Annotated in this window: 13 protein-coding genes; all 13 read right to left on the reverse strand. The window is 49.9% G+C overall.

What is annotated here, in order from left to right; all coding sequences use genetic code 11:
• Window positions 1-182: 182 nt before the first annotated feature.
• Window positions 183-923, reverse strand: a complete 741-nt coding sequence (locus AB4Z33_RS04250; protein ID WP_442048721.1) for a hypothetical protein — start codon at window positions 921-923, stop codon at window positions 183-185.
• Window positions 916-1,632, reverse strand: a complete 717-nt coding sequence (locus tag AB4Z33_RS04255) for a hypothetical protein (protein ID WP_442048722.1) — start codon at window positions 1,630-1,632, stop codon at window positions 916-918. The genes AB4Z33_RS04250 and AB4Z33_RS04255 overlap by 8 nt, the downstream gene beginning before the upstream one ends.
• A gap of 171 nt (window positions 1,633-1,803) precedes the next feature.
• Window positions 1,804-2,283 (reverse strand): MEKHLA domain-containing protein, encoded by a 480-nt coding sequence (locus tag AB4Z33_RS04260; protein WP_442048723.1) that lies wholly within the window; start codon window positions 2,281-2,283, stop codon window positions 1,804-1,806.
• A gap of 3 nt (window positions 2,284-2,286) precedes the next feature.
• Window positions 2,287-2,919 carry a thymidine kinase gene (locus AB4Z33_RS04265; protein WP_442048724.1) on the reverse strand — a complete coding sequence of 211 codons (633 nt, stop codon included), beginning with the start codon at window positions 2,917-2,919 and terminating at the stop codon, window positions 2,287-2,289.
• A gap of 109 nt (window positions 2,920-3,028) precedes the next feature.
• Window positions 3,029-3,829, reverse strand: coding sequence for a TerC family protein (locus AB4Z33_RS04270; RefSeq protein WP_442048725.1), 801 nt, complete (start codon window positions 3,827-3,829; stop codon window positions 3,029-3,031).
• 224 nt (window positions 3,830-4,053) lie between these two features.
• Window positions 4,054-5,844: a histidine kinase gene (locus tag AB4Z33_RS04275; protein ID WP_442048726.1), complete on the reverse strand. Its 1,791-nt coding sequence runs from the start codon at window positions 5,842-5,844 to the stop codon at window positions 4,054-4,056.
• Window positions 5,845-5,886: 42 nt separating this feature from the next.
• Complete coding sequence (locus tag AB4Z33_RS04280; RefSeq protein ID WP_442048727.1) at window positions 5,887-7,029, reverse strand: response regulator transcription factor; 1,143 nt, start codon at window positions 7,027-7,029, stop codon at window positions 5,887-5,889.
• Between the two features lie 92 nt (window positions 7,030-7,121).
• Window positions 7,122-8,789: an extracellular solute-binding protein gene (locus AB4Z33_RS04285; protein ID WP_442048728.1), complete on the reverse strand. Its 1,668-nt coding sequence runs from the start codon at window positions 8,787-8,789 to the stop codon at window positions 7,122-7,124.
• Between the two features lie 101 nt (window positions 8,790-8,890).
• Window positions 8,891-9,793, reverse strand: a complete 903-nt coding sequence (locus tag AB4Z33_RS04290) for a carbohydrate ABC transporter permease (RefSeq protein WP_337100189.1) — start codon at window positions 9,791-9,793, stop codon at window positions 8,891-8,893.
• Between the two features lie 43 nt (window positions 9,794-9,836).
• Entirely contained in the window at window positions 9,837-10,721 is an 885-nt protein-coding gene (locus AB4Z33_RS04295; RefSeq protein ID WP_442048791.1) for an ABC transporter permease, read from the reverse strand.
• A 557-nt stretch (window positions 10,722-11,278) separates the two neighbouring features.
• Window positions 11,279-12,172, reverse strand: a complete 894-nt coding sequence (locus AB4Z33_RS04300) for a carbohydrate ABC transporter permease (RefSeq protein ID WP_442048729.1) — start codon at window positions 12,170-12,172, stop codon at window positions 11,279-11,281.
• A 27-nt stretch (window positions 12,173-12,199) separates the two neighbouring features.
• Window positions 12,200-13,084 carry a carbohydrate ABC transporter permease gene (locus AB4Z33_RS04305; protein WP_442048730.1) on the reverse strand — a complete coding sequence of 295 codons (885 nt, stop codon included), beginning with the start codon at window positions 13,082-13,084 and terminating at the stop codon, window positions 12,200-12,202.
• Window positions 13,085-13,177: 93 nt separating this feature from the next.
• Window positions 13,178-14,545 (reverse strand): ABC transporter substrate-binding protein, encoded by a 1,368-nt coding sequence (locus AB4Z33_RS04310; protein WP_442048731.1) that lies wholly within the window; start codon window positions 14,543-14,545, stop codon window positions 13,178-13,180.
• Window positions 14,546-14,584 lie beyond the last annotated feature (39 nt).

The following is a 14,584-nucleotide window of genomic DNA, read 5'->3' on the forward strand; positions in this document are numbered from 1 at the left end:
TTGCCAATAGAATAGGGCGGGAACGCGGTACCCTGTCCGGGTACTTTGCTTCCGCCCTTCTATCTTGCACTATGGATTAACGCTTCGAAACTGTTCAATTCTCGATTTACTTTACTTGCAGGCTGTACATATGGCTAATAGCTGTATTATTTCAATTCCCGCTGTCGAGGCTTGTCGAGCAATTAACGGGGAAACTCCAGCTCTGCCTCATTCAGTATACGCACGAATTCCAAATCAATGGATCCATTGTTCCAGCCTCCGCTAACGTTATGGGCGAAAGGCGTCGCCTTCTCCCCCGATAAGGCGGGTATATATCCGATATAATACGAAGAAATCCGAGGATTAACTTCGAACATGAACGGTCTCCGCAGCTTAGCGCTTTGCATACGCCCATCCGTCTCAAGCATAGCTGCCCATTCCTTTGGGATTTTTACGGCGCCATACGACCGTTCCGCAAGAATAGCTTTCCATTCCATCTGAATGCGCGGGTTATAGTAGTCCATTCCGTTCGTCCGTCCGCCGTTCCTATCCCGAATAAAATAAAAGGTTAGGTCTTGAATCGTCGATCCCGGACTCATGTTCCATACGATGTATCGGCTGGACGGATCGTTCGCCCGAAGCCCCCATATATGCGGATAAACATTAATCTGAATCGCGCCGATCTCCCACTTGAATCCGTCCCAGACCCAGAAGCTCATGCCATGCTCGCTTTGATCGGTTACGAAGGGAACGAAAGCATGTCGAGCGTCCAGCTTGACGATGTCTTGTATGTTCTTCACGCCAGCTTCTGGATATTGTTTGATAATGGCTGCCGCAGCCTGCTCGGCATTAGGTAGTTCCTTCGGTTTTACTCCAATCTGTAAAAACAGTACAACCCCGGCAATAACGGCCAACAGAATCGTCATTACGATTTTCTTATTCATCGGTACGACCACCTATCTCAAGAAGCGACTCCTCAGAGACGTAGTAATAATACTGATCTCCCCTGGAGACTAATAAACCTTTGCCGTCAGACTGGATAAAGATTTCAGCATGAATGCCGCTGCCCCATCTCGGTTCCACGCCTATTAATGCGTATGGAAACCGCTCGCGCCCGCTGTCCCTGGACTCATAATACCAGTCCATGCTTAGATTCATTTCCTCCGGCCGCAAGGAACTAAGCTTCGACTGGAATAATGACCGATCGAAGACAGCTTCCGTAGCTGACGGGTGGATGGATGCAATACCAGCGGAATCCACGTTCGCAATATAGGTAGCAACCTCGCGTTTCGGATAAATAACCTCATGACTATAATAAGCAGCCAAGTGCGATGCCATAAAAATATAATTTGCCAAAAAACCAATCCAAGCTATCGCACGATACTGCTTCCAAGTCGTCTTTGCCGTAACGAGATAGACTACCCATACACCGAGCGGCAAGACAGCGAACTTCGCCGTCGTTCCGCCTATTGTCATCTGAATACTGAAAGCAATGATGCTTATGAAAAAAACGATCAAAGCCCGCCATAAACGAGGTTTCTCGACCGCTCGCCGATACTTTTGCCAGACTAGCGCCAATAAGATCAACCATCCAAGCAATAATCCGATAACCGCTACAACGTTCTCAAACCCTTCCAATCGAAACAACAGCACTTGATCTCCCCTTCCTGGCAGTCGCTAAAACCCCCTCTTTTTACTCTAACACGCCTGATTTGGGAATGTAATCCTTTTTATACGAAGGGGTCATAGCCTAAAGCAAAAAAAAGGCCGTACCGTCGGCAACTTTCGTCACCCTCGGTACAGCCTATCTCCTCTTGCCCCATCTTACTCGATGTAACTATAGTCCGTGAATGTCGCGGCTTGTCCTCTGTACACACCTGCTGCGTCGATCAGATTCCAGACGGTAGCTTGCTTCATATAGAAGCGCCGCCCCGAGCTGGAAATGCGCACGCCGGTGTAATCATCAACATAACCGTTTGCCGTCACCATGGTGAAGAATCGGTCGCGTTCCTCCCGCTCCAGCGACTCCGCAGTCAAGCGCGAAGGTATGCTCGTCAGCTTGTCCCACTCCATCTCCCACAGCTTAAGCGCAAGCGCATTGCCGAAGTTTAATACAGGGTCAGCCTCCGTGCCATGCGACAAAATAACTCTTGGGGCTTGAAACAACAAGTCCGCAGCTGACGTCACATTGCTTAACGACTCTCGGTCGACGAGCTCCCTGCCTGTCCAGCGCAAGTAGCTGTCCATTAGCAACAGCGCATGTGCCTCCGTTGCTCCAACGCCTGATCTTAACGAGTCCGTCATCGCTTACGCCTCCTCGTGCGCTGTCAAAGCGTCACCTGCAGGCTTTTCTCCGCGGAAAGCATTGTTATAGCAGCGTCTGCATACCGGCTTATAATCCTCGTTGCCGCCAACTTGAATCTGCTCGCCCGCATTGACCGGCTGGCCGTCTCGGAAGCGAATGACCATCGTCGCCTTGCGGTCGCAATACCAGCAGATCGTCTTGATCTCCTCAATCTTGTCCGCTTGCACGAGCAAATAGTAGCTTCCCTCGAACAACTGATTCTGAAAGTCGTTCTTCAGCCCGAAAGCCATGACGGGTATGTTCAGCTCGTCTACAACCCGCGTCAGCTCCAATATATGATGTTTCTTCAGAAATTGAGCTTCGTCAATAAGAACGCAATAAATTTGCTTATGCTGCGCTCCTGGATTAAGGAACGACTTCACGCTTTCGAACAGATCCGTTTCGTCGTGAACCGGTATCGCATCACGCTCGAAGCCTACGCGCGAGCCGACTCGGTCTACCTCGCCTCTGGCGCTGACCGATGGCGAGAATATAAGGACCGGCTTGCCTTGCTCTTCGTAGTTGTGGGCGACCTTAATAATCTCGAACGACTTGCCGCTGTTCATCGTTCCGTATTTGTAATAAAGCTGTGCCACCTGTATCTCCTCCACCTAACGTATCAGTACAACTATTATACAGGAAGATAACGGCGCAACGGACAACAACTTTATTCGGTTATTCATCTGATTCTGTTTCTGCTACTCATTAAGCAGTTGCTTTGGATTTGCCTTCTTCTTCTTCCTTGTCGCTCGACAAGAACCAGCCAAGTGCCGCGATGATGATGAGTACGATGTAGAACGTCAGCTTCCAGCCCGTCGAATGCGCGAAGTGCTCGGAAACAACGCCAATGGACGGATGTGCAAGTGTAATAACAGCCAGCTTAACGCCTACCCAGCCTACGATGAAGAACGCCGCAAGCTCAAGACCCGGTTTACGCTCCAGCAGCTTGACGAATGCGGATGCCGCGAAACGCATAATAAGCAAGCCGATAAATCCGCCAAGGAATATAACGGTGAATTGTCCAACATCCATACCGCCAAACGTACCCAAGCCTGTTGCCGGAAGCGCTACTGCAAGCGCTACTGCTGCAAGAATCGAGTCAACGGCGAAAGCGATGTCGGCAATCTCGACCTTAACGACCGTCATCCAGAAGCTGCTGCCTTTCTTCTCCTTGGCAGGCTTGCCTGCCGCCTCGTCAGCTTCGTCCTCAGCTTTCTTGATGAGAAGCTTTCGGAAGATGTGGTTACATGCAATGAATAACAGGTAAAGCGCTCCAATTGCTTGAACTTGCCATACGTCCACCAAGAACGAGATGGCGAACAAGGAACCGAAACGAAGCACGAATGCTCCGACCAAACCGTAGAACAATGCTTTTTTGCGCTGCTCTTCAGGCAAATGTTTAACCATAATCGCCAAGACAAGCGCGTTATCCGCCGCAAGCAAACCTTCCAGTACGATCAATACTAGCAATACCCAACCGTACTCCAACAACAGTGATAAATCCATGCTGATCCCTCCATTTAATTTGTAGTATCTCCCGAGGCATAAAAAAAACCTCTGCCTAAATAGGCAAAGGTCTGGCTAACAACGTTGACGTTGCCAATAAAGCCGGAGAAGGTCATTCTCGTAATGACGACTTTACTGTAAAAGCTACTCCCCTTTGGAGTGTTCAGTACGCTATGCAATTGTGTAGCATTCTGATTACCGTATAGTTACGAAGCCCATATTATTTAGGTTTCAGTTTTTTTAAAATTTTTTTCCTTATATAACGGAATGCGGATAAGGACGGTTGTGCCTGCGCCAAATCGACTGCCGATCTCGACGCCATATTGCGGACCGAACTGCAGCTTGATTCGCTCATCGACGTTGCCAATGCCGTAACCTGCTTGATCTCCGCCGCTGCGCTGATTGATCGCCAGAACATGCTGCGGCTTCATGCCGACGCCGTCATCAATTATTTTAAATACAATGGCGTCCTTCTCCCGATATGCACATAATTTGATCGTTATGCAGCTTTGGAACAGCGCGTGCTCCAATATATTTTCGATAAAAGGCTGCAAAACAAGCTTAACCGTATCATACCCGTAGACATCTGCTTCTATGTCATACATAACCTCAACACGGCTGCCGTATTTGATCTTCTGAATTTCGATGTACGTCTTTGCCTGCTCGATTTCCTTCTCCACCGGAATAATGAACTTCCCATGATTGAGCGTCAGCCGGTAAAACTTAGCGAGGCCGGTTACCATCTGATCGAGCTTGTCGATCTCGCCGAACTTGCCTAGGCGACTAATTGACGACAGCGTGTTGTAAAGAAAATGAGGATTGATCTGCGCTTGAAGCGCTTCAAGCTCCGCCTCCTTCTTCTCCAGCCTTACTTCGTACACTTCCTTGATGAGCGAGTTGATATGCCGCCCCATATCGTTGAACGCTTCAGCGATTTGGAAAAACTCGTCATTGCCCGAATATTGAATTCGCTTATCGAAGCGTCCTTCGCGGAAGGCATTAAGCGAGCGAATGATCTTCGTTACGCGAACGGAGAAGAAACGCGAGATGAACAGGCTGATGCTGGAGAGCACGATGAAACTGCCTAAGCATATTAAAACGGTCAGCCATTTCACCTTATCGGCTTCCTTCGACAGATCCTTATGCGGAATTAAAGCAATAATCGTCCAATCGACATTCGGAAGCTTCTCCACGACAGTCAGATGCCCTCGTGACAGATCCTCCGTCCACGTTGCGTATGCCGGATAGGAGGTTTCCTTGGAGGAGGCATGAATGATCCGATCGTTTTCGTTCAAAATAATAACGCTGCTCTTGTCGCCGAATTTCCGATAATCCGCGCTGCCGGCAATATCCTTCATCCGAGCGATAATACGCATGAAGCCGATCTGTTTTTGCTTCTTGTAGTCGAACATCGGCCGAAGCAAGGAGATATTATCGTATCTCGCATCCTCCTCGATCTGGCGCCAGAAGGATCGGCTCTCAATTTTTTCCGCGTCGACTTCGCTCGACTGAAATGATTTAAACCAGTATGTATTCATGATCCGATCCATATGGAACAGCTCGAAGGAATCGACCAATAGCAATGGGTCGCTCCCCTTCGTTGGTACAGCGTATATTTCCGGATACGTCTTATTCGTAATATAAAACTTAAGCAGCGCCCGATTCGGCGTTAAGTTAATGGCGTTCTGCAGCTTCGGCACGATCGATTTCATTGTCTTGTCGTAAATGGTCCAGCTGTATTCATTCAGCCGAAGGTCATCCTGCAGCGCATAGTCCCAGTACAACTGATCGGACGTTCGCTGAAGCTGATCGATCTGATACATCATATTTTCCTTCGTCTGCGTGAGCGTGCCTTGAATGGTCGACTTCGCATGCTCCGTAATCGCTTTCACGGAAGTCGTATAGGCAAAGTAACCGATCAGAATAACGGGTATAAGTACAATAACGAGATACGATGCCATAAGCTTGTAACCAAAAGGAATCATTCGTCTCTGTCTCTTGCTGGCTGCTGCCATTGCTTCGTCTCCTCGTCCCCTCTGCGGGCTGATCGCCTTTAGTTAGCTTCGTTTGCGATAATCGCCCGGCGTCATGCCGGTTGCATCCTTGAACAGCTTGCTGAAGTAGGCAAGACTGCCGCAGCCGATCTGATCGGCAACCTCGTACACCTTGAGACTCGTATCCTTAAGCAGAAGCTTCGCCTTCTCCACGCGCTTGCGCGTCATGAAGTCGCTGAAATGCTCATCCGTCTCCTCCTTAAAGAGCTGCCCTAAATAATTGGGCGAGAAGCTGAATGCGGTTGCCAGCTCCCTCAATGTCACGTTCTGATGCAATCTAGTATCTATATATAACTCGATTTCTCGGATTAGTTTCATATTTTTGCGCTGCTGCTTGCTTTGCAGCTTGTTGGCTAGAAGGCTTATCGTAGTCGTCAGCCAACCATGGAAGGCGTGAATGTCGTCATATTGAAACAGCTGATCCACCTGCATAGCGTCACGTTCCAGAATTACGCTCAAATCCTCGTTCAAATCATTCAAGAACGTATCGAGCTTCGATACGATATATGTCACATAACCTTGCAATGCAGCCTTGTCGCTGCCAATCTGCTTCACATTAAAGAACAATTCATCAAGAAAATCCTTCATCCGCTCCAGCTCATGGTTGGCCATCGCAACAAGCAGGCTCTCTACGATGGCATCCAAATTAGCGGGGCTTGCTTGCGCTATATCGAACGTCGGAGCGAAGCCTGTACCGCTGTTCTTGCCTCTGAATAGGAAATACGACATCGATTGCTTAAGCGATTGCTCCCACTGCTGCTGATTGCGTTCGCGGATAAGCGTGCTGCGCACGCCGGATAACGCTTCGAATATTTCCGCATCGCCGACCGGCTTGAGCACATAACTGCTCGCATTGACCGCAATGGCCCCTTTTGCGTAATTGAAGTCCTCGTGCCCGCTTACGAATACAATTTTAAGGCCAGGACGTATCGTCTGCGCCTTGCCTGCCAGCTCGATGCCGGTCATGATCGGCATCCGAATATCGGATACGAGCACATCGACCTCGTTCTCATTAAGAAATTGAAGCGCCGAGAATCCGTCGTTGCATGCGCCGACAACCTCCATCTGCAGCTCGTTCCATGGGACGAGCATTCGTATGCCTTTCAACTCTAGCTCCTCGTCGTCCACTAGCAACACTTTGTACATGATCCCGCCTCCTTAAGCGCCGTTAAGCCCAAAGAAGAGGACATACGCCTGGCGGCGTACACCCTCTTGACCTTGAAGCCTACATGAATATATTACTTGCCGTTGATTTTCGCAACGTTTTCTTGCCATTTCGTCGTACGGTAATCAAGAACCTTTTGGAAGCCGAGACCGTCCGTCTCTTTTTTCGCTTGCTCGATCAAGCTAAGCACTTCATCGTCGCTCTTCGCGAACAGCATTTTACCGAAGTATTCAGCCGCAAGCTCAGTTACTTGCTGGTTAATGATGCCTTCCTCTGTTTCCGGAGCCGGATCGATATTATTGTACTCCGTGTTGTTGTGCGACGTCTTCCAAGCGACATTGAATTGCGCGATCGCACCCCAGTTTTGTTGTTCCTTAGGAAGCATCATTTCAATCTTCGTTTTCGAAGTATCTACATAAGTCGCGTTGCCTGCCCATACGTAGGCCTCGAGCTTCTCTTTATCCTTCTGCTCTTGCGGCGTGCTGTACCACTTGTCGTTCGGAATCGGAGCGCCGTCTGCGTCGAACTCATCCCAATACAAGCCTTGCGGACCGAAGAACATAATCCGTTGACCCTCTTCGCCCGCCATCCAGTCCAGGTATGCGAAGATCGCCTCAGGGTTTTTCGCGTTCGTTGTAATAACGTTGACATTCCAGCCGAGCGCATTGTAACCATTCGGGAATACATTGTTTTTGTCTACGCCTGGCTTAACGATTGGCCAGATGAATTCATAGCCGCCGCTTGGGTCGGCGTTTTTCCACGTATTGTGGCCTTCTCTGCCKACGTTCGTTGCATTGCCGCCTACATAAACCGCTACGCGGCCTGTAGCCAGCTTCTCTTTCACTTGATCTTCCTTCTGCGTCATCGCGTCTTGCGTAATAAGTCCTTCTCTGAACAGCTTGCTTGCGTATACCATATTTTCTTTCCAAGCTTCATTATCATAGATCGTGCGGAATTTGTCTCCGTCCGGATAAGATTTCATATGGCTGTAAGCCGTCGTATTGCCTTCGCCGAAGCCTGGGAACATGACTTCCACGCCTTCTGCCGTTCTTCCGACTTCGAGAGGCACAACATCCGGATAGCTAGCTTTCACTTGCTTCAAGTAGCTGTAAAGGTCGTCCGTCGTTTCAAGCTTCGGAGAACCAAGCTCTTTGTAAATTTTCGAGTTGACGAACCAGCCGCCATTGCCCGTAGGAGCAGCCGTGAACCAGTTCGGGAATTGATAGATTTTGCCGTCGCTTGAGCGAAGCATGTTCAGCGTCTCTTCGCCTGCCCACTTCTTCAGGTTCGGATATTTATCGATGAAGTCATCTAAAGGAACGAGCACGCCTGCTGATCTCAGACGCTCAACGTCCGGACCGCGGTCCATCATCATCGCGTCGGGAAGCTCTTTGGATGCGATCATCGTGCTTAGCTTCTGTGCAGCTGCGCCGCCGGATTGAATCGGCTCAACGGTTACTTTCTTATTCTCTTGAACCCATTTACTGTTCKGGTTAGCCCCCCATGGCTCGGTTGTCCACCAATCGTAGTTAACATAATAGGTGAAAGTGAATGGCTGTTCGCCGAATACAAAACCATTTTCTTCCTTCTTGTCGCCTTCCTTGTTGCCGCCGTTGTTGCTGCCTTGCGCAGGCTTCTGGTCGTTAGCAGGCTTGTCGTTGTTCGACGAGCATCCAGCCAAGGTCATGCTTGCGGTAACAGTTAGCGCCGTAAGTAGAACGAGCAGCTGTTTTCCTTTCATCTTTTAAACCCTCCCGTTATGTTTGTACTCTTAACTTTCATTTATCTATTCATAACCCGCCGGTAGCTAGGCGGCAGGATTGAATACTCCCATTCCAGCGCCTATTCCTTCAGCGAGCCGACGAGCACGCCTTTCACAAAATATTTCTGTACGAACGGATATACCATAATAATCGGGATTGTTGCAACCATCATTGTCGCCATCGTCAGCGATTTGGTCGTTACGCTCTGCATTCGGCTGAGCGCGTCGGCAGCGGAAGCGTTGCCCTTCGTTGCAATGGAAAGCTGCTCCGACATGATGTTCGAGTTCAGAATTTGCTGCAGCATCGTCTGTACCGGGAACAGCTCCGTCTTCGTAATGAAGATCGTCGGCGTGAACCAATCGTTCCAGTGATAGACGGCTGTGAATAATGACAGCGTAGCCAAAACAGGTCCGGACAATGGCAGTACAATCTTAAAGAAGATGCCGAACGTGCTGGCCCCGTCGATTCGCGCCGATTCCTCAAGGCCTGAAGGCAAGCCCATGAAGAATGTGCGGAATATAATCATATTGAAGACGCTGACGGCAGTCGGTATAACCATAACCATGAACTTGTTCATAAGACCAAGCTCGACGTTAAGCAGGTAGTAAGGGATGAGGCCGCCGCTGAAATACATCGTAATGACGGCGAACACCATGTAGAACTTCTTGCCCATGACGCCTTTGACCGACATGCCGTAAGCGAATATCGCCGTCATAAAAATCGATAGAATCGTGCCGGAGATCGTCCGCAGCACMGAGATATAGAAGGCAGTTACGATTCTGCCGTCTTGGAATACGATTCGATAGTTGTCCAGCGTGAACGCCCTAGGCCAGAACGTGACGCCCCCTCTTGAGGTATCCATACCGACGTTGAAGGAAATGACTGCCGCGTTCCAGAACGGATACAGCGTTGCGATTCCAAGCAGGACGAGGAATATATAGATGAAGGTATGCAAGGTTTTGTCTCCGCTGCTTAGCTTCACAAGGATTCACCACTTTTCTGAAAATAAATGACACAGCTAACGGCTACCATAGGCTCGACCCTGCTCTTCTTGCGATATAGTTCGCGCCTGTAAGAAGGCCGACGCTTATAATGGCCTTGAACAATCCGACCGCGGCTGCATAGCTGAATCGGTTGTTAATAATGCCGGTTCGATACGCATAGGTGTCGATTACATCCGCGACGTCGCGCAGCATCGGGCTTGAGCCGAGCAGGAGCAGATCGTCGAAGCCCGCGTTAAGTAGGTTGCCGATGCTAAGTATTAAGAAGATGATAATGACAGGCGTAATCGACGGCAGCGTAATGAGAAAAATTTGTTTGAACTTATTCGCGCCGTCTATGGAAGCTGCTTCATACATGCTCTGATCGACCCCTGCAATCGCAGCCAAGTAGACGATCGTCGCGAATCCGACTTCCTTCCACAAGTTCGTCGTGATAATGATGGCCCAGAAGTTCTCCGGCATCGACAAGAAGTTGATCGGCTTATCGATAATGCCGAGCGCTTGGAGCAAAATGTTCAAGCTGCCGTTATCGACGGACAGCATCGAAATCGTGAAGCCCGATACGATTACCCATGACAGGAAGTGCGGCAAGTAGCTGATCGTCTGAACGATCCGCTTGAATGCCATGTTCTTCACTTCGTTCAGCATGAGCGCAAGTACGATCGGAGCCGGGAAGTTGATGACCAGCTTCAGGGCGCTGATTACGATCGTGTTGCGGATAACCCGGAAAAAGTCAGGGGAGTTGAAGAACATGTCGAAATGCTTGAACCCTGCCCAGGGACTATTCAGGAAGCCTTTGTACAAGTTGTAATCCTGGAACGCCATCAGCACGCCGTACATCGGAATGTAGTTGAAAACGAGTATGAACAGAAGCGCCGGAAAGATCATGACCTGAACTTGCCATTGCATCAGAAACCGCTTCCAAGCCGGCTTTTCCGTTCTGGCTGCCTTAACAGGCGTGTTAACGGAGACAGGTGACTGCAAGGATGATTACCCCCCATTTCTATTTGATACTGTAATTCTAATATTGTAAGCGCCCTCATTCTACTCAACAAAACAACGGAATGTATCAAAATACAACGCTTTCATTTTTATGGTCAAGTCAGCTTTTGAAGGGGGATTTGAGTGCCCGGCCTCACCGGCTGATATGACGTTTTGCCTGTATTTCATACAGTCTAATTGATCCCAATCGCCTGTTAAGCGACTTTTGAGTGGAAAACATGCAGTCAAAACTGGAATTTTGGCCCTCAGCGAGTTTACTCTGTCCATATGACTGTACAAAATCCAATCAAACTCTGATATCGCATCTTTTCCAGCCATTTGACTGCACAAAATCCACTCAAAAAGCTAGGACACACCATCTAAAATTCAATATCCTTCCAGAAGGAATGTTGCGGACAGCAGGACATACAAAAAAACGGCAGCGCAGGGACTAAGACCTGCACGGCCGTTTCTCTATTTATTTGTCATCCTTTGACCGCTCCCGCCGTAATCCCGCGCGACATTTGCTCGGTAAACAGCAGATACGTAATGACTGTCGGCAGCGCGATCATCGTCATAACAGCGAACTGGGCGCCGTAATTAGACGAGTATTGCCCGGCGAACTTCATGATCGAGAACGGGAGCGTCTTGAAGCTCTCTGACGTCAGGAACGTATTCGCCATAATGAATTCATTCCACCAGCTGATGAAATTCATAATGCATACGGTAGCAATCGCCGGCTTCGTCATCGGCAATATAATGCGGAAGATAACACCGAACACCGAGCAGCCGTCCATGACGGCGGACTCCTCAATGCTCCTCGGAATCGTCTCCAGAAAGCCCGATATAATAAGCGTGCTGATCGGCAGAGAGAAGGCGATATACGGCAAAATAAGCGACAATGGATTATCGATGAGACTAAGCTGATCGAACAGGATGAAGTTGGGCAGCAGCGTCGCATGGATCGGGACGATCATGCCCAGCATGATGAAGGAAAGCGTCGTGCCGCGCAGCTTCCATTCCATTCGCGAGAAGGCATAACTTAACATCAGCGATAGCACGGCGGCTACGAGTATCGTAATCGTTGTAATGATCAAGCTGTTCAGCAGAAAGCGCGGCACACTGCCATAGGTAAATGCATTATGATAGTTCTGCCACTCGAGCGACTTCGGCCACTTCAGCAGACTGCTGCCGAAGAAATCGCCGCTCTTTAGGAACGAATAGTTGATGAGCCATACGAGGGGAAAAATCTGTATCAGCGCGACGATCCACAATGCGGTATGAAGGGTCGTTCGACCGAGCAGCGCGCCTACGGTCAGCCGCTGCCTCAACTTCTTAGGCTGCCGCGGAGTCGCCGTGATTGGTTTGATAGCTTCCATAGACATATCACTCCTTAGCTAGTCTAGTTAGAACTCGCCGACATCCTTCTTGAACGCTTTGTTCATCGCGACGGTTATGAACAAACAGATGATGACGAATACGACGGATATGGCGTTGCCGTAGCCGTACAAAGATGACGTGAAGGCGGACTTATACAAATAGTTTCCGATGAACTGGGTCGTATTGGCCGGTCCGCCGTTCGTCATAAGGAAGACCGTCTCCATCTGCTTGAGACAAGCGGTTACTGCAATAACGACCGCGACGCGGACCATTGGCGTCAGCAGGGGAATGACCAGCTTCGTGTACAGCTTCACCGGTCCCGCTCCATCCAGCTCTGCCGCCTCGAATAAATCCTTCGGAATGCCTTGCAAGCCTGCGTAATAGAGCAGCAGCGCATAACCGAATCCTTGCCACATGACGACAACGATAATGCACCAGATAGCTAGCTGAGGGTCGCCGAGCCAATCCTGCTTCCAAGCAGAGAGCCCTACCCCGTCGAGTGCTTTATTTAACATCCCGTAGTTCGGATGGAATACGCTAACCCACATTTTCGAAGTAACAACAACGGAAATAACGGCCGGAATGAAGAATACGGTCCGGAACAGCTTCTCCAGCCTCCCGGCATGCGTAACGAGAATGGAGAACAACAGCGCGATGGGATGCTGAATAAGCAGTGTCGCGGCGAGCAGCAGCAAAGCGTTCCGCAATGAACGCCAGAAGACGGGATCATGGAACAAAATATTGGAATAGTTCTTGAAGCCGACGAATTGGTAATCGCCAAGCCCCGTCCAATTGGTCGTACCGTAATAAKCGCTCATGGCGATCGGAAAACAAACCATGAACAGAAACAACAATAATCCAGGCGCTACAAGCCATAATATCGTCAATCGATTGCTCAGCAGCTTATGCATGGCCTCTCCTACTCCCTTACCTTGCTTAATGAGAAAATGTAGTGAAGACAAGGAGCAGCCGAACTTGATTTCGCCTGCTCCTTATCCGGCTTGCTATTTCAATACGGCTACTGCCGCGTCCATCTGATCAAGGAACTGCTCTGGCGTTATTTGCTTGCCGAACAGCTGCTGGTGCRCCTCAATCACCTTCGTCTTGAACTCCTCCGTTCCTTTATCGAGCACTGGGGTGCCGCTGGAGGAAGAGATCGAGCTGAATATCGAGACCAGCTCCTTCTGAAGCGACGTCTCCGTGCCGGTGAGGAACGCTTCGAATTGCTGCGCCGGCGTGCCTGCGCCTGTCTGCCATACTTGCTTCGCCCAGTTCTCGGGCTTGAAGAAATATTTCAGGAAGGCGACTGCCGCTTCCGGATGCTTGGATGCGCTCGACACGGAGTAACCGCCGCCGAACCACGCCGCTACATCGGATGCTTTGCCTTTGTCGGATGCTGGGTAAGGAATAGCGCCTACGTTATTGCGGAAGTCTTCCGGGAAGTTCTCGTCAAGCGCGAGGCCCGCTTCCCAGTTGCCCATGATGTACATCGCGGCTTGGCCTTGGCCGAACAGGTTGCGGGACGTGCCGTAGTCTGCCGTCAGGAAGCCGTCGGCAAGCGCCTTATTCTCCGCAAGCGCAAGCAAATCTTGTGCTGCTGTCAGGAAGTCTGCATCGCCTGCGAACTTGCCAGTACCTTCAAGAACTTGGTCGATCTTGTTGAAATCGCCTGTTGCGCGCTGAGCCGCATATTCGAACCAGATCGGCAGCGACCAGCCTTCCATCGCGTTCGTCGTGATCGGATTGATGCCTTTCGCCTTGAATTGCTTCGATACTTCGATTAGCTCTTCTTTCGTTGTCGGCGGATTAAGTCCATTATCCGCGAACAGCTTCTTATTGTAGTAGATGACCAGGAAGTCCGTGCTTCTTGGCAATCCGTACAGCTTGCCGCCTTGCGAGAAGCCGTCGGTCGCACCCGCAACAAAGTTGTTTTCCGTGAAATCGCCAGGGTTCAACTCGAGCAGCATGTTGCTGTCGATGAGCGGCTTGATGAAGGAGGACTGACCCCAAGATTGAATAATATCTGGCAACGCATCCGTCGAAGCGTACACTTTCACCTTCGCTTTGTAGGGCTCATCCTGCAGCGCCTCTACTTCGATCTTCACGTTCGGATTTTCTTTCATATAGGCATCGATAATGTCCTGTTCGATCTTGCCTGAACCGCTTGCGCGATCGGCAAGCGCCGTGAAAAACTTCAGCGTAATTTGCTCAGGTTCCGGATCTTTGGCCTCTTCGGTAGCCGCCGGCTTGTCGGTCGCTTTCGGAGCGTTCGTGCTCTTGTCATTGCCTTCGTTGTTTTCTTTGCCTGAGCTGCAGGCCGCCATCGTGAACACGAGAATAACGGCTGCGAATACGAGCAGTAATCTTTTCATCCAAACCCCACCTTCATTTGTTTGACCAGGCATGCCCTG

It is taken from the genome of Paenibacillus sp. 2TAB19, from assembly GCF_052115185.1.
In the GTDB taxonomy this organism is placed as follows: Bacteria; Bacillota; Bacilli; order Paenibacillales; family Paenibacillaceae; genus Pristimantibacillus.